The sequence below is a fragment of the Vibrio sp. R11-SG3-ISO9 genome (genome assembly GCF_059834255.1).
This window is the reverse complement of sequence record NZ_JCBDGU010000005.1, coordinates 113509-137921: the sequence shown is the minus strand read 5'-3', so window position 1 is coordinate 137921 and position 24413 is coordinate 113509. Positions and strand designations below refer to the sequence as shown.

25 protein-coding genes and 2 tRNA genes are annotated in these 24413 nt (G+C 44.1%); 11 read left to right on the top strand and 16 right to left on the bottom strand.

From position 1 onward, the window contains the following. Positions 1–146: 146 nt before the first annotated feature. From AC6R05_RS01945 to AC6R05_RS01930, 4 genes are all read left to right on the top strand, one after another. A complete protein-coding gene (locus AC6R05_RS01945) occupies positions 147–782 on the top strand; it encodes an SDR family NAD(P)-dependent oxidoreductase (RefSeq protein WP_500646413.1) in 636 nt (211 codons plus the stop codon). A 231-nt stretch (positions 783–1013) separates the two neighbouring features. Then, positions 1014–2126 carry an NADH:flavin oxidoreductase gene (locus AC6R05_RS01940; protein WP_500646412.1) on the top strand — a complete coding sequence of 371 codons (1113 nt, stop codon included), beginning with the start codon at positions 1014–1016 and terminating at the stop codon, positions 2124–2126. A gap of 190 nt (positions 2127–2316) precedes the next feature. Beyond that, positions 2317–3063, top strand: coding sequence for a helix-turn-helix domain-containing protein (locus AC6R05_RS01935; protein WP_500646411.1), 747 nt, complete (start codon positions 2317–2319; stop codon positions 3061–3063). Between the two features lie 154 nt (positions 3064–3217). Next, on the top strand, positions 3218–3445 hold the full coding sequence (locus tag AC6R05_RS01930) for a hypothetical protein (RefSeq protein ID WP_500646410.1): 228 nt from the start codon (positions 3218–3220) through the stop codon (positions 3443–3445). A 129-nt stretch (positions 3446–3574) separates the two neighbouring features. On the opposite strand, the gene AC6R05_RS01925 is transcribed toward AC6R05_RS01930, so the two are convergent. The 5 genes from AC6R05_RS01925 to AC6R05_RS01905 are packed head-to-tail and all read right to left on the bottom strand — an operon-like array spanning position 3575 to position 7287. Further along, the gene (locus AC6R05_RS01925) at positions 3575–5635 is read right to left on the bottom strand and encodes a heavy metal translocating P-type ATPase (protein ID WP_500646409.1); all 2061 of its coding nucleotides are present in this window, start codon (positions 5633–5635) and stop codon (positions 3575–3577) included. Continuing rightward, entirely contained in the window at positions 5632–5934 is a 303-nt protein-coding gene (locus AC6R05_RS01920; RefSeq protein WP_150896572.1) for a YtxH domain-containing protein, read from the bottom strand. Before AC6R05_RS01920 ends, AC6R05_RS01925 begins: the two co-directional genes overlap by 4 nt. Next, complete coding sequence (locus AC6R05_RS01915; RefSeq protein ID WP_500646408.1) at positions 5924–6229, bottom strand: magnetosome protein MamC family protein; 306 nt, start codon at positions 6227–6229, stop codon at positions 5924–5926. Before AC6R05_RS01915 ends, AC6R05_RS01920 begins: the two co-directional genes overlap by 11 nt. A gap of 2 nt (positions 6230–6231) precedes the next feature. Then, positions 6232–6957, bottom strand: coding sequence for a YtxH domain-containing protein (locus tag AC6R05_RS01910; RefSeq protein ID WP_500646407.1), 726 nt, complete (start codon positions 6955–6957; stop codon positions 6232–6234). A 12-nt stretch (positions 6958–6969) separates the two neighbouring features. Then, positions 6970–7287 carry an HMA2 domain-containing protein gene (locus AC6R05_RS01905; RefSeq protein WP_150896570.1) on the bottom strand — a complete coding sequence of 106 codons (318 nt, stop codon included), beginning with the start codon at positions 7285–7287 and terminating at the stop codon, positions 6970–6972. Between the two features lie 141 nt (positions 7288–7428). On the opposite strand from AC6R05_RS01905, the gene AC6R05_RS01900 reads away from it, so the two are divergent. Then, positions 7429–7791: an HMA2 domain-containing protein gene (locus AC6R05_RS01900; protein ID WP_500646406.1), complete on the top strand. Its 363-nt coding sequence runs from the start codon at positions 7429–7431 to the stop codon at positions 7789–7791. A 97-nt stretch (positions 7792–7888) separates the two neighbouring features. On the opposite strand, the gene AC6R05_RS01895 is transcribed toward AC6R05_RS01900, so the two are convergent. The 4 genes from AC6R05_RS01895 to AC6R05_RS01880 form a co-directional block, all read right to left on the bottom strand. Next, positions 7889–8335, bottom strand: coding sequence for a hypothetical protein (locus tag AC6R05_RS01895; protein ID WP_500646405.1), 447 nt, complete (start codon positions 8333–8335; stop codon positions 7889–7891). A gap of 93 nt (positions 8336–8428) precedes the next feature. Beyond that, positions 8429–8680, bottom strand: coding sequence for a hypothetical protein (locus tag AC6R05_RS01890; protein WP_150896568.1), 252 nt, complete (start codon positions 8678–8680; stop codon positions 8429–8431). A 200-nt stretch (positions 8681–8880) separates the two neighbouring features. Beyond that, positions 8881–8955: transfer RNA gene (locus AC6R05_RS01885), tRNA-Gly, on the bottom strand. Positions 8956–8994: 39 nt separating this feature from the next. Further along, positions 8995–9069, bottom strand: a tRNA-Gly gene (locus AC6R05_RS01880). A gap of 359 nt (positions 9070–9428) precedes the next feature. Between AC6R05_RS01880 and AC6R05_RS01875 the strand changes: the two genes are divergently transcribed. From AC6R05_RS01875 to AC6R05_RS01865, 3 genes are all read left to right on the top strand, one after another. Next, positions 9429–10592 (top strand): threonine/serine exporter family protein, encoded by a 1164-nt coding sequence (locus AC6R05_RS01875; protein WP_032552720.1) that lies wholly within the window; start codon positions 9429–9431, stop codon positions 10590–10592. Between the two features lie 189 nt (positions 10593–10781). Then, on the top strand, positions 10782–12143 hold the full coding sequence (locus AC6R05_RS01870; RefSeq protein ID WP_500646404.1) for a DUF1800 domain-containing protein: 1362 nt from the start codon (positions 10782–10784) through the stop codon (positions 12141–12143). Positions 12144–12151: 8 nt separating this feature from the next. Further along, the gene (locus AC6R05_RS01865; protein ID WP_500646403.1) at positions 12152–13297 is read left to right on the top strand and encodes a DUF1501 domain-containing protein; all 1146 of its coding nucleotides are present in this window, start codon (positions 12152–12154) and stop codon (positions 13295–13297) included. Positions 13298–13376: 79 nt separating this feature from the next. On the opposite strand, the gene AC6R05_RS01860 is transcribed toward AC6R05_RS01865, so the two are convergent. Continuing rightward, on the bottom strand, positions 13377–13982 hold the full coding sequence (locus tag AC6R05_RS01860; protein ID WP_500646402.1) for a LysE family translocator: 606 nt from the start codon (positions 13980–13982) through the stop codon (positions 13377–13379). A 99-nt stretch (positions 13983–14081) separates the two neighbouring features. Here AC6R05_RS01860 and AC6R05_RS01855 point away from each other — a divergent pair, with 99 nt between their 5' ends. After that, positions 14082–15002, top strand: coding sequence for a LysR family transcriptional regulator (locus tag AC6R05_RS01855; protein WP_500646401.1), 921 nt, complete (start codon positions 14082–14084; stop codon positions 15000–15002). A gap of 29 nt (positions 15003–15031) precedes the next feature. On the opposite strand, the gene AC6R05_RS01850 is transcribed toward AC6R05_RS01855, so the two are convergent. Further along, complete coding sequence (locus AC6R05_RS01850; protein WP_500646400.1) at positions 15032–16144, bottom strand: helix-turn-helix domain-containing protein; 1113 nt, start codon at positions 16142–16144, stop codon at positions 15032–15034. A gap of 21 nt (positions 16145–16165) precedes the next feature. Between AC6R05_RS01850 and AC6R05_RS01845 the strand changes: the two genes are divergently transcribed. After that, positions 16166–18172: a TonB-dependent siderophore receptor gene (locus tag AC6R05_RS01845; RefSeq protein WP_500646399.1), complete on the top strand. Its 2007-nt coding sequence runs from the start codon at positions 16166–16168 to the stop codon at positions 18170–18172. A gap of 195 nt (positions 18173–18367) precedes the next feature. Here the strand turns inward: AC6R05_RS01845 and AC6R05_RS01840 are convergent, their stop codons facing one another. The 5 genes from AC6R05_RS01840 to AC6R05_RS01820 all read right to left on the bottom strand — a co-directional run bounded on the left by AC6R05_RS01840 (position 18368) and on the right by AC6R05_RS01820 (position 23227). Next, entirely contained in the window at positions 18368–19291 is a 924-nt protein-coding gene (locus AC6R05_RS01840; RefSeq protein ID WP_500646398.1) for an amino acid ABC transporter permease, read from the bottom strand. A gap of 171 nt (positions 19292–19462) precedes the next feature. Further along, positions 19463–20272: a transporter substrate-binding domain-containing protein gene (locus AC6R05_RS01835; RefSeq protein WP_500646397.1), complete on the bottom strand. Its 810-nt coding sequence runs from the start codon at positions 20270–20272 to the stop codon at positions 19463–19465. A gap of 12 nt (positions 20273–20284) precedes the next feature. Continuing rightward, a complete protein-coding gene (locus tag AC6R05_RS01830) occupies positions 20285–21082 on the bottom strand; it encodes an amino acid ABC transporter permease (RefSeq protein WP_500646396.1) in 798 nt (265 codons plus the stop codon). Further along, positions 21082–21798, bottom strand: coding sequence for an amino acid ABC transporter ATP-binding protein (locus AC6R05_RS01825; protein WP_500646395.1), 717 nt, complete (start codon positions 21796–21798; stop codon positions 21082–21084). The genes AC6R05_RS01830 and AC6R05_RS01825 overlap by 1 nt, the downstream gene beginning before the upstream one ends. 280 nt (positions 21799–22078) lie before the next feature. Further along, positions 22079–23227, bottom strand: coding sequence for an iron-containing alcohol dehydrogenase (locus tag AC6R05_RS01820; RefSeq protein WP_500646394.1), 1149 nt, complete (start codon positions 23225–23227; stop codon positions 22079–22081). A 183-nt stretch (positions 23228–23410) separates the two neighbouring features. Between AC6R05_RS01820 and AC6R05_RS01815 the strand changes: the two genes are divergently transcribed. Further along, complete coding sequence (locus tag AC6R05_RS01815) at positions 23411–24295, top strand: AraC family transcriptional regulator (protein WP_500646393.1); 885 nt, start codon at positions 23411–23413, stop codon at positions 24293–24295. Positions 24296–24413: the final 118 nt, after the last annotated feature.

Genomic DNA, 24413 nt, shown 5'->3' with positions numbered 1-24413 from the left:
TTATAGTCAGCCTTTTGCTTTTCTGGTTGGCACGCTGGAGTACAGGTGTGAAAATACGAATGATTTTCATTTTATTGATCTGTATATAAGAAACTGCAACGAAAAATAGATAGTATCACCGTATATTCAACTGTTTAGAGGTCTGTATGAAAACTGTCGCAATCTGGGGTGCAGCAAGTGGCTTAGGTGCTGCTATGGTCGAACAATTTCACCAAAGTGGCTTTAACGTTATCGCTGTTGCTAGAAATCCGAGTAAGAACCCACGTTTGGACGAGCTTAACGTGCAAACCTTAAGCTGTGATGCAACTCAACAAGATCAAGTTGAAGCCACAGTGGAGGCGTTACCTCAAGACTGTTTAGTTGTGTCTAGTATGGGTAGTTTTAGAGCTGAGGTCCCAGTTGACTACATCGGGCATCGTTACTTGATTGATGCTCTACAGAAGCGTGAGATTAAGCGATTTTTATTAGTGACATCATTAGGATGTGGCGATTCATGGCAATATTTATCGGAGCGTGCGAGACAAGGGTTCGGTGCTGCAGTAAGAGAGAAGAGTCTTGCTGAAGCTTGGCTTGCGTCAAGTGATCTGGACTTTACGATTTTAAGACCGGGTGGACTTATGGATGGCGCAATCACTAACCGAGGTGAAGTATCTCAATCGGGCGAAATCCATGGCGTAATTTACCGTCAAGAGGTGGCACGCATCGTAGAGAGCTTGGTAACAGATAACGCGTGTGTTGGTGAGATATACCAATGTGTCGATCCAACGGTTAAATATGGTTAATTGCAAGTATTAGCACCCCAAAAGCTGACTATCAATTGGCTAGGTGTTTGTTTCTCAATAAAGGATGCATCAACCTTAATCTAGATTAAGTTTTGGCTTGTCATTAGTCGTTACTATTCGCGTCATTCACGACATCGTTCGTTTTGAACAGTGAAGAGCAATCCTCGATATTGTATCGGAGGTTGCTCTTTTTTATTTGTCGATATCGAAAACAGATCTAGAGGGTTTCACTTGAGTACTTTGTTCACCGAAAATCGCCTTGGCAACATGCTTCTAAAGAATCGCTTCATGCGTAGCGCGACGTGGGAAAATATGGCGACAGAAGATGGTCATATGACGGATAAGCTCTATGCGATTTATGAAGAGCTTGCTCAAGGACAAGTTGGGTTGATCGTTACAGGTTATGCGAACATTGTCGAAGAAGAAAAACCAAACGCAGGAATGATGGGGATCTACGATGATTCGTTCATCCAAGAGTACCAAAAGCTTACCCAACTGGTTAAAGGCTATGGTTCGAAAATCATTATGCAGCTTGCCTATGGTGGCACCAAAACCACTTATAACATTGGCGAACGTGTCATTTTTGCGCCAAGTGATGTTCCGGAAATGGGCACTAAAACGCAAGGCAAAGCGATGTCGAAGCAAGACATTGACTACATTATTGATGCTTTCGCTGCTGCTAGCCTACGAGCAAAACAATCTGGCTTTGATGGCGTAGAAATTCACGCGGCACATACCTATCTCATTAACCAGTTTCTAAGTCCTTACTACAATCAGCGTCAAGATGAGTATGGTGGCAGCTTAGAAAATCGTATGCGTTTTTTGATCGAAATTTTCAATAAGACACGTGAGCTGGTGGGAGAGGATTACCCAATCTTCGTTAAAATAACTGCTACTGAGTTTTTTGAGGGTGGTTTAACCTTCGAAGAGACTCGACAAATCTGCCAACGTCTGGATCAACTGGGTGTAGACGGCATCATCATGTCGGGGAACGTGCATGGGAAAGCCAATACTATGGTGGGTGATTGTTACGATGGCTACACCGTGCAAGAAGAGGGCTACTTTCATGAGTATGGTGATATTGTTAGCCGTGAGATCAAAGCACCGGTTATTACGGTGGGCGGACTTACCGATATCGCTGCTATCGAGGATATCGCAAACAACACCGGTATTGAGTACTTTGCTTTGTCGCGTCCTTTGCTTTCGGAACCAAAACTAATTAAACGTTGGCAAGAAGGCGACCGAGCCCCAGTAGAGTGCGAACGCTGCTCTAAGTGCCGAACCAAACGTGGTAATTTCTGTGTTGTCAATAAAGACAGGAAAGCACAGCTAGCACAAATGTAGAAATAAGATACTGTGTAAGTAACAGCACAGGTGCTCTAACCATCTGAAAGGCAGTCCAATTGGGCTGCTTTTCTGTATTCTTGTCGCCCTACTCACAAAACACCTCAATCTTCGGGTTAATAGGTTTTCTAATGTACGTTGTTTGTTAATTTATAAACTGAGTCCATCAGAAATAAATTAAGAAAACGATATGTCAGGAACGCAATCTATAATCAAAGAGCTCAAAAAGCAGCTCAAACTTCACGATGTTCATTATCAAGATATCGCGACAAAATTGGACTTGAGTGAAGGTTCGGTGAAAAGGCTACTTGCAGACGGCAATAACATAAGCTTGGCGAGACTTAGCGCGATATGCGAACTCATCAGCATGGATATATGTGAGTTGGTTAAGTTAGCTGCGAATGCAGAGAAAAACCTCCAGAGCTTAACGTTCGAACAGGAACGACAGATTGTTTCAGACAAGGCTTTGTTAATGGTCTCAGTATGTGTGCTGAATGGGTTTCAATTTAACGAAATCATCGAACGTTACAACATCAATAAACAGCTGTTGATGCAAAAGTTGATTGAGCTAGATAGGTTAGGGGTATTGGAGCTGATGCCCGACAATCGAATTCGATTACTGTTGTCACCCAATTTTGATTGGATAGCGGGCGGACCGATTCAAACCTTCTTTCTAACTCAAGTGCTACCAGAGTTCTTTAATAGTCACTTTAGTCGACAAGATGAGAAGCTATTGATGTCGACTGGGTTAATGTCACCACACACCAATCAGAAGTTCCAGTTGCGTTTACAGAAGCTAGTTGAAGAGTTTTATAGCGCTTGTAATGGTGATAATGAGCTTGATATGAGTGATCGAAATGGAACGTCTTTGGTTATTGCCTTAAGGCGCTGGCACTTTGATATGTTCGATAATATTGATTATATCAATGCTAAGTAACATTTTATAAGACTTAGAGTGCCACTATAAGTTACTTGATTGGTTTTGGTTTCAATATCTGATTTATGAATGCATTCTTAAATCCAGTGGTACGAGGAGTGGTTGGCAGTGTTATCCCCTCGAGAATATCGGACTCAGATTTAAGGACAAAGTAATGAAAATCAAAAACAAACTTCTAGTGGCTATGGTTGGTCTTATCTCAATTACGGGATGTACTGCGACACAACAGCTTTCCAGAGTAAAAGTACCTGTACCTACTAAAAGCATCAATATCGCTCCTACAATGATTACACTAGCAAGAGTCACAAAGGCATTGACTCCTGTAGTCCTGACCCTTGCTCAACCAGTGGTGATTTCTCCTAGAATCGTAATCAGTCAATAATAATCAAAAGCCCAGCAAATTAGCTGGGCTTGATTTTATTGGTTAGGCGAGACTTACTTGGGCACTGGAAGCAATTGTTATTGTTACAGCCAAATAGGGGCGCTTTTCAGCTTTGATTTATTTATCTAATTAGCCATGACGTAAGGCTGCAGAGCGTCCCAGAATAGATAAGGTTGTGCCATTGTGTAGCAGAGCGCTCATTGCAGGGCTCAGGTACCCAAGAGCAGCTGCTAACATAATGCCACTGTTGACGTATTCAGCAATCTTGATGTTTGAGTGGATGACGCCCATCGCAATGTTTGCCAGTTCACGAGCATCAGACAGGGCGGACAGCTTGTCATGCAGCAGGACAACATCAGCCACTTGTCTTGCGAGTTCAGTCCCCTGAGACATCGCAACACCCACATCGGAAGCGGTAAGTGCAGGTGCATCGTTTACGCCATCACCGACGAACATCACTTTTTTCCCCTGCTGTTGTAATGACTCAACTATCGAAGATTTGGTTGAAGGTACGGCTTCTGCAAAGATTCGATCTAGTTTCAGTTCGTCACCTAGGATTTGAGCCTTATAACGGCTATCGCCAGTGATCATGATAAGCTCTTTAATTCCTAGACTTCTGAGGTTATCTAAAGTTGCATGGGCATCTTCGCGTAAATGATCTCGAAGGCCGAGCATACCAATAAGCTTGCCTTGGTAGGAGATGAAAATAAGATGTCGACCTAAGCCCTCATAATGGCGAATCGTTTCTTCATATTCCGTAAAGCAGACCTCTTCGTGTGCTTCAAGGAAATGACGACTGCCCATGACAAGCTGTTCACTATTTAGCGTGGTTTTTAGACCGTGTGCGATGACGTATTCTACTTCCCCATGATCGATATGAGGCAACTCATGTTGTTTTGCAGCATTAACAACGGCTTGAGATAGTGGATGGTTACTGTGTTCCTCAACCGATGCTGCCATAGCAAGCAGATCGCGGGCACTGTTGTTGTTACACAGCGGGATCACATCCGTCACTTCCATATCGCCATGAGTTAGTGTTCCGGTCTTATCAAACACACAAGTATCGATGTTAACCAGCTTCTCAATCGCTGAACCACCTTTGAATAAGATACCTTGTGAAGCCGCTCGGTACATTATGGATTTAAATGTTACTGGAGTGCTGAGTTTTAATGCACAAGAGTAATCAACGAGGAAAACAGAAGCGACTCGATTGATGTCTTGGGTTAGTGCAAATACAGCAGCACCAATTCCAAGCGTGATTTTGACGCGACGATTGGCCATGTCTTGAGTGACTTGTTGAGTTTCACTTTTCTCACTTAAAGAATCGTAAATCAGTTTAGCAATTTTAGCTGTTGTCGCTTCACTACCAACCTTATCAACTCGAACTTGAACTGTACCTTCATGAACACTGGTGCCAGAATAAACAATGGCGTCTTGCTCTCGTCTTACAGGAACATTTTCACCCGTCAGGGAGGACTGATTAACCAGAGCTGTTCCTTTTACTATCGTACCGTCGATTGGGATCGCGACACCGGGGCCGAGCTCAATTACATCACCCTGTTTTAATTCAGAAGAGTGAACCTGCGATCGTTGATGAGCGTTCACGAGCCAGACCAGAGACTCTTGAGGACGCATAAGATTAGCGAGCAGCTCATCACTGTTACGGCTCGTTTTCTGCTCCATATATTCGCCCAAACTGATCAGGCTTTGAGTCATCATCGCGGTGCTGTAGTCACCGCGCCATGCAGAAAGTCCAACAGCGACAGCGTCAAGGACCTCCACCGATACATCTTGGTTTCGAAGATCGTTAAACCCTTCAAATAGCGTCGGCGCAATTAACGTTGCCGTACTCATTGCGGCCCATTTGTTCGGTAGTAGGGCTGCCGCAATGGTACCGATGACATTCATTGCTATATCACCACGGGTATACTCGTGTTCGGCTTCTTCTTGCTCCGCAGTATCGAAGTCGAGCTGCAACAGTCTCGTTTCGACGTTTGAGGCTTTAATTATTTGCGGATCGTACTCAATGGTGATCGAGTAAGCCTCTTCATTAACGCGAACGTCACGAATTCCCTGAATCGCAAGCAGGCTTGTTTTGATCCAGTTACCAATATCTGAATGTTGCTTTAAGGCAGGAACTTTAAAGCGAACACGACCAGGGAAGTGGTGCTTAACCTGCAGATCAATCATTCGTCGCCTTTGTGTAGGTTTCGGTAGTATTCGAGTTCCGCTTGCGTGTCTTCTAGTCGTTCTTTCAGTTCTTCGACTTCACCTCGCACTGCCGACCACGCTTTTTCGCCCGTTGCGGCTACGCCTTGCTTAAACTTTTTATTGGTCAGGAGATAAGCCACCGCAGCACCTGCTGCAACGCCCATAGCAAAATGAGTTTTGCTATTTTGCTGCTTGTATTGTTGTGGTTGTTCAGTCGTTGGCTGAGTCGGTTGTTGATAGCCGTAGTATGGGTAGCCGTATGGATTATTATTGTTCATGATTCTTTTCCGATGTTTGGTCTAGTAGATAGAGGCCTGCTGCACCCACAGAGAGAATGGTGAGCAGCGACAAAGCGGGGCGTCCTGCCATTTGTTCGGCGACATAAGTTGTCGAACCAGCAATTGCACCAGCTTTTAATGCATCTTTAGCTGCGTTGGAAACTATGGTGTTAGTCTCCAACTGCCCAGTTTTGTGTTGCTGCCATTGTTTTGCTATGGATGCACTGCCACCAGCGATTGCACCAACGAGCATCGCTCGATTCGCTGTACTCAACTTGTTGGTTGCATTGCTCATAATTACTGCTCTTGAATTGCTGGGGCGTGATCATCCATTTTAGGTGCGCGAGGCTCTTGTCCAGGTTGAAGAGGTTTAATTACCGGTTCAGCCTTATGCTTCTGTACTGACTCTTGATACCCTTGTTTGCCTGCTGCAACTGTGTCTTTAAAGATTTCGCTGCTGGTCGATACACTGTCTTTTACGGTACTTGCAGTGTTAGCGGCACCGTCACGCATAGCTTCACCGCCATTCTTAAGCATGTCACCAGCGCCTGAAACCAATCCCATTAGTTTCCCACGCACATTATCATTGCTAAGAATCAACGCAGCCGCAGCGCCAACCATAGCGCCTTTCCAGAACTCTTTATCACTCATACCAAAACTTCCTAATATTTCTTTAAATGTACTTGCGTCTTCTCCAAGCGCACCGTCGAGCATCGCTTGTGCCTGTTCAAATAGGGCATTGTTTTCCTCTTCTTGAGGAGGTGGCTGTGGAGCGTGTGTTTGATTATGTTGCGGCGGCATCCCTGGATGTGGCCAGTGTGGATGCATCATCCCCGGATGCATAAACTGAGAAGGCATAGGTTGCCCATGCATCATGAATGGCGGCATTCCCATCGGGGGAGGCATGTTTGGATCCAACTGACCATTTTGTTGGGCTGCGAAATAGGCGTTTGCCATCTCTTTCTGCATATCCAACATTGCGTTGAAATAGGCTTGATAAGGGTTGTTCGTCTCGTTACTCAAGGTCTTTACTCCCTAGAGGTTTAGCTGCTCGGCTAGCGCGTAACATGCTTGTTCCGCTTCTGCGGCGGAGTCGGAAAATAGAGTGTCTATGGTGCTAGGCTGAATACAGGTTGGGTCATATTCAATGACGATGCTGCCTGTCGCGGTATTGATCTTGTAGTTTCTAAATGCCGGGACAGAAGCAAGGGCTTGTTCAATCTCATCGCTGCGATAGCTAGCCAGCTGAGCGACAATACCTAGCTTGTATTTAAGACGAACTCGTCCAGGGATATGATGGCCAATCGATACCCACTTTCTAAGCTTTAAGGCCTTGTTTATGTGCTGTTTCATACACTTGAGTATAATAGCCATAAAAAATATATGGATACCAAAAAGTAACATTTGGTGGATTTAAATAGAGATGCTTTGCGCTGAATCAAGTTTAATGATATGTTGCTATTGAGATTGGTTATCATTAAGGTTCTTGCTAAGATGAACACTTATATTCACAAAACAAATCAAAGGCTTAGGGTTAGATCTGACTATATTAAAGATCACCCATCAGAGGTGGAGAAGCTGATCAATCAGCTGAATGACATTGATGCAATCTTTGAGATTAAGTACAAAAAGTACGCAGGTTCTGTGGCGATTCAGTTTGATAAGAATGAGTTGGATTGTGAAAGCCTGTTAGAGATATTAGAGAGCCACAATTGGACTCAAAGCAGTGACAAGCCTTCTTTTGTTGAACAAGCTATGGTTTCAGGAACCAAGACCCTTGTGAAAGGAGCAGCGACGATCGCATTAAATCGCTTACTGGGACCCACGGTTAGTCGTATGGTGATGAGTATTGCGTAATATCACTGTATTAATTCGCCGAACGTGAAAAAGCAGCCTAAATTGGCTGTTTTTTTGTGAGCGATTTTTGGTATTGAGAGGCGTCTCGGATTCAGAATTAAGCGGAGAGTTGGAACTTCTTCGCTGCACATTTACACAAACCGCTTTGCAGAGCAGGGCAGCGTTTACAAGGAGGCGATTTAAGCGGTAGTCGTCCTATAGAGGAAACATTACTCAGCGTTTGGTTGGGCTTTACTGGGCTTAAACTTGAAGTACTGGCTGCAGATCGTTGAGATGTGGAGATATCGAAACCAACAGGAGCATCGTTTAGCCAAGATATGACTGGGCTAAGCGGTTTAGCCAACTCTGAGACAGCGCTGATCGCGACCTGCTCGGCAAGTTCTTGGAACTCTTTTGATGGAGAATCACCGCGCGATGGGTGAGATGTAGAATTCAGAGAAGAGTCAGGATTCTTCTTTAGCTGTTTTAGTAGTTGTAAGGAAACAGAAGGCGACTTTTTATTCGCCTTCTTATACAGTTTTTTTAATGCCTTTTTTGCTTTCATCCCAATACCTCCGATAACGACGTAATTATACTATCAGTTATACGGTTGCAAATAAATCTCATTTGCTTTTGTGTCGGGAAGAAATATGCAGCGTTACTGGAGCAAAATAGCAGTTTCTAAAACATGATGTGCTTCACTACTGAGATGAGGCATGTCGCTCATAATTTTTTTGAGCTTGTCGTCAATGGACTCTGCGTCATTTAAGGCTTGAAAGTTCAAAATTGCTTGCGCCGGTTGCTGTTCAACGTAGCCCTTCAGCGTACTCAATTCTATTTTGTTTGCATTCTCGACTTTGGTGAGAGCCATTGTAATGGCTTCTATGCTTAAATCTTTGTTTTTTAACATTTTTATTATTACAACATTGCTTCTATTGCGCGAAGACTAACACAAGGTCTCAACAAGGATATTGATTGAGATTATGAAATGCTGCTACAACGCGAAAAGGTGCAAATATTGTGAGTTTAGTCTCATATGACTTTGCAACGAATGAGAATAAAGTTGGTGAAAATCGATGAGATGGAATAGGTTTAGATGCAGGAGAGCATTGGAGCGTGCAGCGGGAATCGAACCCGCATCATCAGCTTGGAAGGCTGAGGTAATAGCCATTATACGATGCACGCTTATCGTCTTATTGAGAAAGACTGAGCAGGTTGAAGATCTGGAGCGTGCAGCGGGAATCGAACCCGCATCATCAGCTTGGAAGGCTGAGGTAATAGCCATTATACGATGCACGCACATCGTCTTAACGAGATCGATAATGCCACATCTAACTGAAAACGAAACCTTTTTTTCCCGATTTTTATGCTAAGTGGTCGCATAATCACCGTTGCGCTATTTTTTTGTTCGTTATGGTCTTATAACCGCGCATTCTGTGTGAGCAAAGTCCCATTTGAGGTTGGGATTGGTTTGTGAATGATTCAGGTGTCTATATGACATTGATATGATTGATAACTACAAAGGGGTATGATGTGCGTTATTATTTTTGCACAACGAGAAAAAGTATAAAAATGAGGAACTAATTACCCCAAATCGCTCGTCAATCAGCTGTACGTTTGTTACATTTGCCGCATATTTTTTCACCTCTGTAACGTCCATGCCTTCCCAGTATCGAATTAACAAAATTGTTGAAATCGGCGACACTCTGCATCGCAGTGGCTGTGCACCATATAAGCTCGAAAAATACACACAGCACTATGCGAAAAAGCATGGTGTAGATGTGATGATCCAAGCGACTCCAACGGCGATTAACTACCAGTTCCCTGATGACAACAACGCGGTTATTTTGAAGCGCCTTAAACCTGCTTCAATTAACTTGAGCCTGTTAGCAAATACGATCATTCGTATTAACCAGCCAAGTAGCGAACCCGTACCTGAGCCTGTAGGTTACTCGAAGTTTGTCACGGCTCTAGCGAATATGGGCATTCCACCGGCGTACTTAATGTTGGTTGGTAGTACTTTGGAAGCGGTTGGTTTTTCTGTTCTACTGGGACTTATGGTGTGGCTGTGTCAGCAAGTTTGTCATGGACGACGTGCTATTGCAGTAGAGTTCATTGCCGCTTTGATCACAGGTATTTTCGTTGCCTTCCTTGCCAGCACTGGCTTACCCGTTCCTGTATGGGCTTTGTGTATTGCTTCGATTGTTCTGTTTGTGCCCGGATTGTCGATTGCTAATTCCTTAGAGTGTTTAGCATTTAATGACTTAGTTTCGGGCACAAGTTTATTGGGGCAGAGCGCGTTAACCTTGATTAAGCTGTTTGTTGGCATTGTTATGGGGCTGAATATTGGCGAAGCGTTATGGGGACAGGCGGCGTCTATCTCATACACCAATGAGGTGCCGACGTGGATGCATATATCCGGTCTAGTATTGATCTCAGTATCGATTGGTGTGATGTTTAATGCTCGTCCAACAGATATCTTGCTGGGACTGCCAGTAGCCGTGTTGGGTATGTGGGGGCCGTTCTACTTAGGCTTTGATAGTGGCTGGGTTGTGGGTACTTGGGTGACTACGGTATTAATCACGCTATACGGTACTTGGATTGCCAAGAAAATGGATCTCACTGGCTCTATCTACATTGTTCAAGGCATTATCATCCTAGTTCCCGGTAGTCGTGTATTAGTGAGTGCCAGTCAATCGGTATTTGAGCAATCTATTTTACCGATTCCAAGCATTGGTCTGTCAGCGCTATTTATGTTCTCGGCTATTGTCGCGGGGCAAATCACCGCATATTCAATTTACTCTCCGAAAGTAGAGCGTTAGTTTCTAATATTGATGGTGCTTGTCATTGGCAGGCACCATATGCCTCTCTTGTTTCCTTCTATTTCCGTATCAAACCAATTTTAGGTTAATTGTTTATCCTTGATTGTGATGATTGGTGTGAGACTGAGTGCTCAACCAATTTGCTCATTTCCTATTACACTTAAACAGCGGCGAATAGGGAGTATCGCAATGAGCTATTATCCAACATCAGAGATAGTGAGTGAGCAAAGGTTCGGCTTCGGTCCTAAGTTGGGCCAAGAGCGTTATTACACGTTATCCGAACAACTTTCTCGAACTGCTTTTACCCACTCTAGTCTAAAGGTCTTGCCAAGTACCCAATCGATATTGATAAAAATGGGCGAACAAGGCACTAAAAGAAATAAGGCTAAAAAAGATCCCGACCAAATGAAGATGGTTAAGGATCAAACCAAGCAGTTCTTCCGATCAAACTATCGTCAACAAGCCGAAGCTCGATATCAGCAGAGTATCCATACACCACTGGGCTTCCAAGAGCGACTGATTCAGTTTTGGAGTAACCATTTCGCTATATCCGTCGACAATCGACGGTTGTTACCTTTGGCGGCTCACATTGAAAATGACGTGATAAGAAACACGTGGAATCGCAATTTTTCGGAGATGTTGTCAGGGGTGACCAAGCATCCAGCTATGCTTATTTACCTCGATAATCAACAGTCCATTGGACCGAACTCGAAATTGGGTAAGCGTAGAGGTAAGGGTTTAAATGAAAACCTCGCCAGAGAGATCCTTGAATTACATACGCTAGGAGTGGGGAGTGGCTATTCGCAGCGAGATGTATTGGAACTCGCAAAGGCGATATCAGGGTGGGGCGTTAAGCTCAAATCTCCAAACGTTGGTTTTCGATTCTCAGAATCAGCACATGAACCAGGAAGCGTTACTCTACTTGGGCGTCGTTACAATCAAATTGGAATTAGGCAAGGGGAGCAGTGTTTAGCTGACTTAGCCGTCCATACAAGTACAGCAGAACATCTTGCCCGTAAACTATGCCTGCACTTTTTGGGAAGCGAACCTAAAGAGCTGTCTGCGGATATGGCACAGGAATTTGTTCGTTCTAAAGGGCAGTTGATGCCAATGTATAAAGAGCTGATTAAAAGTAAAGACATTCATGTGTCGTCGCCAGTGCGATTTAGAACGCCTAAAGAGTGGCTGTTTGCAGTTGTAAGAAGTGTCAATATTGAACTTACTGAGAGACAAGCATTGAATACTCTAAACGCTATGGGCCAGCCACCTTTCAAACCGGGGTCGCCCGCAGGTTGGTCCGATAGAGACAGTGATTACAATAGCCCTTCAGCTCTAACTCAAAGAATGCAGGTGGCGAATTGGTTGGCGAACCTAGCTGTAAAATCAGCCAAGCAATCAGATCTTAAGCCTCAGGCTCTTTTACAAGATGTTGTGAATACTCTCTATCCTGATGCGCTTGATGAGCATACAGCGACTGCTTTATCAAAAGCCGATGGCGTACCGATGAGACTCGCTTTGCTTTGGCTTAGCCCACAATTCCAATATCGATAGGAGGCGCTATGAGCATTAAACATTACAATCGTCGCCAATTCTTAACTATTGCGACGGCGTGCAGCGCTTCTGTGTTATGTCCCTTACCTCTTTTTGCACAAACTCAGTCTAAAAATGTATTTGTTTGGATAACACTGCGAGGTGCAATGGATGGACTCAATGTCGCTGTTCCTTATGGTGACGCTAGTTATCTCGCATTACGTCCCAATATCGGTTTGAAGAAACAACAGTTGTTATTACTTGATGACTTTTTTGGGCTGCATCCGTCGATGGAGCAGTGTCATAAATGGTTTAAGGAGAAGCAATTTAGTATTGTTCAAGCCTGTTCAACACCATACCGATCACGTTCGCACTTTGATGGTCAGAAAGTGCTAGAGAACGGTACCAATGATCCCTTCCATACAGATGGTTGGTTGAATCGACTATTAGCGTTAAGTGACTTACAAAACCAAGGTATTGCCATCGATTCAGGGTTACCTTTGATTATGCAAGGTGAAAGCAAAGTAGCAAGTTGGTTTCCAAATAAGCTCAAAACTCGAGATAAACAAACGGAATTACTGGCCGAGATGTTTCAAAGTGATGAGATGCTCTCGTCAAATTTCGACAGTGTAATGAAAGTCGATGAATTAGTCGGAGACGAAACCGTAGGTAAACAGTTTAAAGCTTTAATGTCGAAAACCGGAGATATACTGTCAGCAAATGATGCTCCGAATATCGCCGCACTGGAACTAGGTGGTTGGGACACACATGCAAATCAAGGTGCGGAGAAAGGTAGACTCGCCAATCAGTTGAAAGCCCTAGATTCCGGATTAGCCGCATTAAGAGCGTCACTCGGTAAAAGCTGGGATAAAACCGTGATTCTGGTTGCCAGTGAATTCGGACGAACAGCCGCTGAAAATGGCACTAAAGGAACCGATCACGGCACAGGAAACGCAATGTTTATTGCTGGTGGCGTGGTCAAGAGTGGCAAGGTTTACACCCAATGGCCTGGGTTATCAAACAATAAGCTTTACCAACAAAGAGATTTGATGCCAACGACCGATATGAGGTCAGTTATACGAAGTGTTCTCTCTAATCATTTATATCTTAGCCGAGAACAGTTGAATGAAGTTTTCCCAGGTAGTGACAATCTTCCACCGTTCATTCTTACTTAAAGTTGTGGAGTTTGGTTATGTTCAAATCTAATGACTATGGCTATCACGGTTAGCCATAGTCATCATTGAGCTACGCGCGTTATGACTTCAACGCTAGCGCCGACCCAAACAATACCAAACCTGCACCACATACCTGAATTAATCGCTGTTTGAATTTGTTTAACCAATCTTGCAACAACGGTGATGTAAACAGAATTGCGACAAGCGTAAACCATGCCATATGCAGTGCCATCATATAGACACCGTAACCCAGTGCGAAAGCATTATCGGTTGAATTATTGGTGATCAACTGACTAAAAATACTTAAGAAAAACAGCATTGTCTTTGGGTTAAGAACGTTACAGAAGAAGCCTTGTACAAAGTAGCGCTGCCCCTTTTCTTGAGTTGCCTCCGCTTCATTTGATACTTGCTCTTTTGACAAGATACCTTTCACCCCAAGATAGACTAAATATCCTGCGCCTAAATATCGAATAGTCTGAAAAGTTAATTCATTTTGTGAGATTAAGTAACTTATCCCAAGCATTGAATAGCTGATGTGAACACCAATTGCTAGGCTAATTCCCATCGCTGTGAGAATGCCAGCCCTACGCCCGAAGTTGATGCTGTTCTTTAATACCAGAACAAAGTCGGCCCCTGGACTGATAACGATTAAAATACCTAAGATGGCTAGACTGATGAATTCCATATTATATGACTCTGATGTGAACCGAGCCGCTATTGTATGGTCTATCGTGCAGAACTATAATCGAAAAGAATTCTAGTTATATGTGAGTAAAATTCACCAATGAGGCATCTAAAAGCATTTCAGGTATTTAACGTCGCCGCCAGTGTCGGGAGTTACAGTGAGGCCGCTAAACAGCTCAATATTACTCATGGTGCTGTGAGCAAACAGATTAGAGTATTGGAAGAACATTTAGCCTGTTCGCTGTTTTACAAACAAGGGCGTGGTGTTCGTTTAACCTCGGAGGGGAAGTTGCTTAAAGGCTATACTGAACAAGCATTTTCGGCACTTCAGGCAGGCGTTAACGTGTTGAGCATGCAAAATAACAATGTTCTCGAAGTATCCTGTGAGCCAACATTGACCATGCGTTGGTTAATGCCGAGAATATCTGAATTCTTTGCTAAGTCTGGTATCGATGTGCGTTTATCGACAGCGGGTGGTCCTGTTACGTTAGGCGCTTCGGGGCTTTCGCTCGCCATTCGCCGTGATGACTTTGAAGTCGGAACAGACTACCAAAAACTGTTTTTAGTAGAAGAGTGGGTTGGGCCAGTTTTCTCTTCGCAATATTGGGACGAGATCTCTTGCAAAAATACTGATGTGACATGTTTACACAGCGAGACTCGGCCCGAGGCTTGGAAAAACTGGTTGTCCCATTTTGATATCGCTAATTCAGCTCAGAAACAACCAGAGCGTAATCAATGCTTGAACCAATTTAAGAGTGCACTGAATACATCAACCAAGAACCACACCATGGGCCACTTCTATTTCTGCTTACAAGCGGCGGTTGATGGGTTAGGGGGCGCGATTGGTTCTTACCCTCTAATACAGGACGATTTGAGCCGAGGTAATTTGATAGCGCCGTTCGGCTTTGTTAAATCTGGTTTTAACTATGTTTTACTCGCTGAGCAACACAAACTGACTCATAACGAAGATCAGTTTAGTGACTGGCTTAAAGCGGAACTCGCAAAATCGGTACCTCAATAGCTTAAGCTTTTACTGATTTGAACCGGAGTTTATGACGCCTTTGCAGCAATATCATGGGGTGGCATGCCGAAAGTCTTCTTAAACGCGTTGGTAAAATTGGATGGATGTTGATAACCCGCTTCGTAAGCGGCTTCAGTGATAGAAACGAGGCCGCGCTCTAGGTGTTGACGTGCAATCTCAAGTCGTCGAAAACGAATGTAGCCATTGATGGTCATGTTGTAGGACTGCTTAAACCGTCTTTGAATATTAGAAACACTCATCGAGAACTGCTTGGCTAGCGTTTCTAAGCTGAGTTCTTGATCCAAATGAATTTCAATATAGCTGATCATCGCCTCAATACGTTCATCATTACTTTTGTTTTGTATTGCACTCGAACTTTTGGCCAAGCCTAGTTTCGTAGGACTACTTTGACAAATTTGGCAGCAGGCTAAGGGAAGTTGTGAAAGTGAACTCGCTAACAACTGTTGTGTTAAGGCTTCTATATGCAGCTTTTGGTGGAAATCATCCGGAGTAGAACTTGTTGTTAGTTTTTGGGCAAGCTCTAAGATTTGGTCGGTGATTTCTAGATGGTAGTTAGCGGTATGCGATTTAATAAAGTTGCGACTGGTGCAATCTTCGTTCATACGTGCTTCGAGCCATTGCGGCTTTACTAAGATATTGATTTTATTTAAGTGGTTGTTGGCGACCATCGCACGACGAAAATTCGCAGGCTTAGCGAGATTGACGACAACACCTTGCGGTTTTTCGGACGCATCGAGGTTAAATTCGAGGTCGTCGTAGCCAAACGACAGCTTACCTTCCAATAGAATGGTTACTAAGACGGCTGCATGTGCGGTAGATACAATTTTAGTATCGACCAACTCTACACATCGCCCACCATGAACAAAAATCTGGTCATTGTACTGATAAGAGAGAAAGGTGCCTTCTGCAAGCGAAGTCTGTTTAGGTTGGCCTTGTGTGACAATAATCTGCTTTTCTGTCTGCTCTAACTTTTTTGTTAAAGTGACTTTGCCAATTCTAGCTCGTTTTGGTGCTACTTCACCCATTTGACCTTTCCTCATAACACCTATGCGATTTTGCATAAGTGAATCGCCTGTCCATTTATAAACTCGACCCATATTATACATGAGAATTATTATCATTTATATCTAGGAACAGAATTTATGGAAAGCCCAATCCATTTGACCATTAAGCGCTCAACATTATGCCTCGCAATTGGCGCGGCTATCGCTAGCCCAGCCTTTGCCGACGATACTACATCAAACTTTGAAGAAGTGGTTGTGTGGGGTACTAAGGTATCGAGTAACTCTGAGTCTATGGTGTCTGAGGACATGTCACTCAAACAGGCGGACCATATGTCTGATTTACTGCGCGATATTCCTGGTGTTGATGTCGGGGGAACGCACTCTGTTAACCAACGTATTACTATTCGTGGCTTAAGCGAAACGGATCTTGATATTCGTTTAGATGGTGCGTCTCAACATGCGAACATGTTCCACCACATCGGTAACCTGACGCTAAACCCAGATATTTTAAAGTCTGCTGACATTCAGGTGGGTAACAACTCAGTGACTCAAAATGGTTTAGGTGGTGCGGTTTATTTTGAAACGAAAGATGCGAAAGACTTACTGCGTTACGATGAAACCTTCGGTGCTCGCGTCTATGGTGGTTATGCGACGAATGACAGCCAACAAGGCTCGTTAACGGTTTATGGCACACCGACTGATACTATTGATCTAATGGTGTACGGCAACTTTGTAACTCGTGATGATTTTGAAGATGGAGATGGTAATAAGACCTTCGGTGCGTCAGGTGATGTTTATAACATTCTAGGTAAAATTGGCTACGAGCCGAGTGACCTGCATCGTTTTGAATTAGCTTATGATCTTTACAGAGATAGTGGCGACTATAGCCCACGTCCTGATATGTCTGGTGGTGCGAATGAAGGTTTGTCGAGTGATAAGCTTATTCCAACGGATTATGATCGTGACACGGTCACGTTAAGTTATGAGATGCGCGGTGATACTCATCAAGCTGACGTAACACTGTATAACACCATGACTGAGATTATTCGTGATGAATCTGTTATGGCTCCAGCATGGCCGGGTAATCGTCAATCAAAAAACAAGGCGAAAAACCAAAACCTTGGCCTGACTGCAAAAATTCAATCTGACTTCAGTGTCGCAAGCTTCGACAATACTGCGACCTATGGTTTTGATTACATGGATAAGACATCAAGTTCTTACTACGGAAGCCGTAAGTTCATGGATGAATCTGCAATTTCAACGGCCTTGTTTGCAGAAGACCAATTCTACTTTACAGACAATTTCTCTGTGACAGCCGGTCTACGTTTTGATGACTATAAACGTAAAGCGGAAACCGGTACTGACAACTTTGATGATGTGACATGGGCTTTGGCAACCGAGTGGGGTGTAACACAAGACTGGACTCTGTTCGCTAGTGCACGCTCGCTATTTAAAGGCCCAGAGCTGCTAGAAAGTTTTATCGCTTATCAAGATGTGGCGTATTTAGCTGATGACATCAAAGCTGAAACAGGTCTAAACACGCAGGGTGGAGTTCGATTCAACAAATACATTGAAGATCATTTCCTAGGCGCAAATGTAACGGTCTTCCAAACTGACATTGATGACTACATTGTTGAAGCGTACCAAGGTGCTACATCATCTTATTTAATCTATAACTTGGGTGATGTTGAAATCAAAGGTTTCGAAGCGAGCGTATCTTACGGCTACGATATGTTTAACAGTAAGCTGTCTTACTCGCGTTCAGACACCAAAAACAAAGAGACGGGTGGCTATGTACCGGGTGGTAACGGCCGAAGCATTGATATGGGTGACAGTATAGCGCTGACATTGGATTATCAAGCGGACTCTCTAGAGACGATCTTCGGTTGGACGTCGATCCTTGTTAAGGATGAAACAAACGTGGCTGATGGTGCGCCAATCAAAGAGGGTTACGATGTACACAACCTTTATGCTCAATGGGTGCCAAATAGTGTTGAGGGTTTATCGGTTACGTTCGGTATAGATAATGTATTCGATGAGTTGTACACCTCTCATGCGTCACGTTCAGGTACAGCTCGTGGTTTTGTGCTAGACGATTACGAACCGGGTCGTAACTACAAACTGTCAGCAGCATACCAGTTCTAACGGCGTAGGGTTTTGAAACAGCGCGACCAAAACGAGTCGCGCATAATCAGAAGAATACATGCAAGCAGGTTAACGTTCACTCAATATGATTTATCCCCATAGGTATCAGTATTGAGTTGGCTTGGGCGCTAAATGAACGTTAATTTTATTGTGGCAAAATGGCCTTGGGCAATCAGCTTGAGGCCATTTTTTTGTTTAGCGATTGAGATAGGCGCGAGAGCGTATTTCAATCCACTTAAACAGGCGAGATAGGGCGAAGCACAAGGTGAAGTAAACTGCGCCAACAATCAGCCAAATCTCAAAGATAAGCCCAGATGAGTTTGCCATTTCTGTTCCAACAAACGTCATCTCCTGAATCGAGATCAAAGAGACGATGGAGGTATCTTTGACAAGAGATATTGCTTGCCCCGCAAGAGGTGGGGTAATTGCTGTGAGTACTTGTGGGCCAATCACAAAACGGTATTTAGAAAAGCTTGACAACCCTAATGAATCCGCTGCTTCCCATTGTCCTTTCGGGACACTCTCTAATCCAGCACGAATTACCTCTGCAATATAGGCAGAAGAGAGCAAGCCAATACAGATAACGCCAGAGGCTAGATTTTCCCATAGGTTAGAAGGGCCGAATAGGAAACTCTGCAGACTGTTAATCTCTCCGTTATGCTCGCGCAAGAGACTCTCAAGCCCGAGTAAAGGGATGAGCTGATTAGAGATAAAAAAGTAGAAGATGAACACAAACACCAAGGGTGGAATATTACGAACCAGTTGAATGAACAGCAATGCAGGAGTTCGAAACACAGCTATGGATGAGTGACGTGCAACACCGAGCACAATGCCCACAGAGAGTGCTAATACCATACTCCATAGACTCAAGCGTAATGTCGCGATTAAGCCCTGAAAGAAATACGGAATGCTTCCTTCAGATGGTGGAATGAAGATGAGATTAAACGCATCTTCCCAGCGCCAGTGATAATTGATGCCAACCGAGGAACGATAATATAGCCAACCAGAAAAAAGGCCGACAAGGAGAAGTAGCACGCCATCAAGAAGATTAAGGCGTTGGTACCAAGCTTTGCTTTGGGGGCTAGGTTTGGTTGCTATGAGAGGGCTTGTATCCGTCACTGATAACCTATGTGTAGATTCATACTTAATAATTTTCGTTTCAAAGTAGGCTCATAGAACCCACTTTGAAACTCAATTATAAAGCGGCCAACCAATTCACTGGCCGCTGTGTTTGTCTTTCTTAAAGCTTAGAGCTTAGAGCTTAGAGCTTACTCAGAGCGCCGATTCTGATTACTGACCTTGAGCAATCTGATCTTGCCAGTCTAGAGTCGAGAACCAGTACTCGTAACGCTCTTGTAGCCAGCCATCTTCAGTACGTGCTTGAATCCATTTGTTGAAGAATTCTGCTTTGTCAGTTTCACCTAGGCGTACCGCAAAAGCTTCGTTACCTTTTGATAAGCGTTCTGTGAACGGAATGAATAGAGTGTCGGAGTTTTTAATGCTCTCGTGCTCAGGTTTAGGGCTCGAAGCGATCACAGCATGCGCGTTGCCGTTAAGAACCTCTTGGAATGCTTGAGCATCGTCATCAAACTGTAGAACTTTTGCTTTCGGGAAGGTTTCACGAGCAACTTGAACGGTGAATGCGCCACGGCGAGCCGCTATTTTTACGCGACGAGAGTCGAAGTCAGAGGTTTCAGTGAAACCTTTCGCCAGTTCTTTGTTCGCTGCAAGCTGAACGCCAGAGTGAGAATAAGGTTCAGTGAAAAGAACACTCTTAGCACGAGCTTCAGTGATCGACATACCACCGATAATCACATCAAATTTCTTAGAAAGCAGAGAAGGAATAATGCCGTCCCAAGCTGTTGGAACAAACTCTACTTTCCAGCCTGAATCTTCTGCTAGGCGTTTCGCAACATCAATCTCAAAACCAACAAGGTCGCCTTGCTTGTTACGCATTGCCCAAGGAACAAAGGTAGACATACCAACACGTAGCGAACCACGTTCGTTAATCTTGTCTAGATTAGGTGTTGCGGAGGCCAAAGTCGGTAAGCTGACGGCTAACGCTAAAAGCGCAGTGATGGCAGATTTAAATAGCTTCATGCTGATATTTCCTTATTGTGTGCGCCAATTGACGCCGAGCTTGTGCTCGAGCCAAGCAGCGATGGCAGAAAGTGAAAGAGTTAATGCAAGATAAATAAGTGCCACAGAGAACCAAATCTCAAACGGCATGGCAGTTTCAGAGACAATGTTACGCGCCTCTGTTGTGAGATCGAAAATCGCCATCACACTCACGATTGAAGAGTTCTTGATAAGCGAGATCACTTCATTGGTTAGTGGTGGCAAGGTTCTTTGTATGACTTGAGGTAGCACAATATCCCAGAAGGTAAACGTTCTTGAGAGCCCTAATGATTGTGCTGCTTCAAATTGGCCTTTGGCGATACTGTTCAGGCCCGCACGGAAAATTTCTGCGGTGTAAGCGCCCTGAAACAGAGCGAGCGCAAGTACTGCTGTACTAAAACGCTCTAAACCAAGTACCGGTCCAAAGACAAAGTAGAGTAGATAAATCTGCACTAGCAGTGGTGTGTTGCGGATAAGTTCTACATAGCTACTCGCGATGGTTCGACCAACAATGGAATTTGAGTTACGTAGTAGTGCCGTTGTTAAACCAATCAATAGCGTCGCGATTAAAGCGAGCAAAGATATCTTAATGGTGACGAATAGTCCTTCAATGAGCTCGGCTGGCCACCATTCACCATCTTCATAAAATGCTATGTAGTCAGGAACACGCTCCCATTGCCAACGATAGCCCATGGCTTGTGCACCGGAGTCTAGAATCCAGCTTACCGCAGCAACGAGCACAACGATTTGCAACAAGGCTGAAAGGGTTGGCTTTAAAATTCGGATGATCATCAATAGCTCAGTATTTGATTCAAAAAGGCTTGAGTTCGTTGATGTTTAGGGTTTTCAAAAAGCTCGGTTGGCGTATTTGACTCAACAATCTCTCCCTGATCCATAAAGATGACTCTGTCCGCTACTTTCTTGGCAAAGCCCATCTCATGAGTCACACACACCATAGTGATGCCTTCTTCAGCAAGTTCGACCATTACGTCGAGCACTTCGTTGATCATCTCAGGGTCGAGTGCCGAGGTTGGTTCATCAAACAGCAGTAGGTCGGGTTTCATGCATAAAGAACGAGCAATTGCTACTCGTTGCTGTTGACCGCCTGAAAGCTGAACAGGGTATTTGTGTGCTTGCTCAGCAATGTGTACCCGTTCCAAGTAGTGAATAGCCAAGGCTTCTGCATCGGTTTTACTCATTTTGAGTGTGCGGATTGGCGACAAGGTGAGGTTTTCGAGCACTGTGAGATGTGGAAACAGATGAAAGTGTTGGAAAACCATGCCGACTTGGCCTGGAGTGTTGAATTTACAAGGCAGAGTTTGATTAACGACACTGAGCTCACCAGAGTCAAAAGGCTCTAATTGGTTAATGCAGCGAATCAAAGTGGATTTACCCGAGCCAGAAGGGCCGCAAACCACCACGATTTCACCCTGTTGGATACTCAAATCAATGTCTTTCAGGGCATGATAATCACCATACCACTTGTTAAGTGACGTAAACTTAACCATCTTAGAAGTTGCGTTCAAATTGCAGTACATCTGTAGTTACGGAATGAATTACCTTAACAATATAGAAATATGATTGCACATAAAATTAAGAGCTTATGAGAATTTCGTTATATCGTTTGGACAAATAAAAAGCAGCGCCCAAAATGGGAGCTGCGTTTCTGTTTACGTAAGAACTCTGCGTTTGGTTCAGTTCGATTATAAAAACGTTGTGATGCTTTGTATCAACAAGCTCGTTCTATAAAACTATCAATCAATCAATCGCGAGCGAAAAAATAACAGACTATGCAATCGCTGATTCTAGGATTTCACGCGTTCTTTCAGGAGTAATCGCTTGGTTTTCACCCAGTTGTACATAACCGTGAGATTCTAGCTGGGCAATAACGTTATCAATTGCGCTCTCTTTGCTTGCTTCATAGCCGTCGAACTGAGTTGCGACGTCTAAGCTGTGGTAGAAGGCTTCGATTGCATCAATGGTACGCTCTGCTAGATCTGCGCCCGATTCAAGGCCAAACACGTTGCGACCCATTTGTTCTAGCTTGCCACGTTTAACTTCGATTTGGTTACGTAGAAGTGAAGGCTGAACAATCGCCAATGAGCGTGCGTGGTCTACATGCCAAAGTGCTGTGAACTCGTGGCCAATCATGTGTGTTGCCCAGTCTTGAGGAACGCCAGTACCGATCAGACCGTTCAACGCTTGGTTCGCTGTCCACATTAGGTTTGCACGCCATGAGTCGTTATCGCGCTCATCGTATTGCTTACCAAGAACAAGCAGATTCTTTAGAAGTGTTTCGGCATAGCCGTCTTGAACCATCGCTTCTGTTGGCATAGTGATGTATTGCTCGCATACGTGCACCCATGCATCCACTAAACCGTTGATAAGTTGGCGTTCTGGAAGAGACTTCATTACATCTGGGTCCATAACTGCAAACTTAGGCTGAACAGCAGGGTTCATGAATGCCAGCTTCTCTTGAGTCTCTTTACGAGTGATTACTGCACCCATGTTAGATTCAGAGCCCGTCGCAGGCAGTGTCAGTACTGCACCGATTGGCGTCGCTTCTGTTACTTGGTGTTTGCCTGCTAGGATATCCCAACCGTCACCATCATATTTTGCTGCTGCAGCAACGTATTTCGAACCATCGATTACTGAGCCACCACCGACAGCGATAATGAATTCAACGTTTTGCTCTTTAACGATAGCCACCGCTTTGTCTAGCGTTTCTTTGGTTGGGTTGGCTTCAACGCCAGAAAACTCGATCCAAGAGTGATCTTTCAGGGATTCTACAACTTGGTCGTAAACACCGTTCTTCTTAATTGAACCGCCACCGTAGATGACCAGTACTTTCTTAGCGGTATCCACTGCCTGGCTGATTGCGTTGATTTGACCTTTACCAAAATGAATCACGGTTGGGTTAACGTATGTAAATTGCATCATTGTATCCTTGTGTAAAGCGGAACTTGTTATTCTGATTGATTGCTCAATTTCTATATTTGCATATTAGTACAGTAATCTTGGGTCATGAAGAGCTGATCCTCCAAATAAATTGCCTATTTCTACAATCTTGTTATTCTCTATTGGCTTTCGACTCTCAATCAGCACGGAAAATTACCGCCAATGAAGACACTCGCACAGTTACTACAATCCTACGTTGAATATAAAGGTTGGCATGATCTAGAAGGGATCAGAGAAACCGGTATTGAGGGCGTCTGGCTATACAGAAGCAGTCGTGGCAACCATCGTCAGCCGTTTACCTATCAGTCTGGCATCATCATGCTAGGGCAAGGTAAGAAGAATATTTATATTGGTGACAGGCCAGTCACCTATGCAGCAGGTGATTATTTGGTTGTTGGTGTACCGATGCCGTTAGAGTGCGAAGCACTGCCTGTCGATGATGAACCTTTGTTAGGTTTATCGATTAATATTGATTCCCAACGATTGCATAGCTTAGTGAAAAAGCTCGAAGACCAAGGCTTTTTGGAAAGTTATTGCAATAAGCACAAACAGAATGCGAGCGGCTTAGAGTCAACACCGATGGAAGAGGCGATGTTAGAGAGCTTTAAGCGACTGGTGAAAATGCTGCATTGCGACATAGAAGCTAACATTCTTGGAGATTCCATTGTTACCGAGATTGTTTACCGCGCGCTCACTGGCTCAGAAGGACGTGTTCTTTTTGACCTTGCCCATCATGATGGACATTACGCTCGTGTTGCTAAGGCTCTATCAAAGGTGCATGAAGAATACGATCAAACCATTACTGTTCAATCTCTAGCTGAAGAAGCAAACATGAGTGTCTCTGCTTTCCATAGCGCTTTTCGTAGTGTTACTTTTGAATCCCCCCTTCAATACCTGAAGAAAGTACGCCTTAATAAAGCTAAAGAGCTGATTCAGCTTGAAGGTGTTCGCATTAGCGATGCAGCTCGTCGAGTCGGCTATTCAAGTCCATCTCAATTCAGCCGTGAGTTCAAGCGCCACTTCAATACTACACCAAGAGCGGTGTAAATCGTCGCATAGTTCCATTTCCCTTTGTGCTTGTTTCCAATCAAGAGTGATTTCCCCATGAAGCTCGCTGGAAATGAGTGCCTGATATGGAAAAATAACCTTTATTTGTGATACAAGT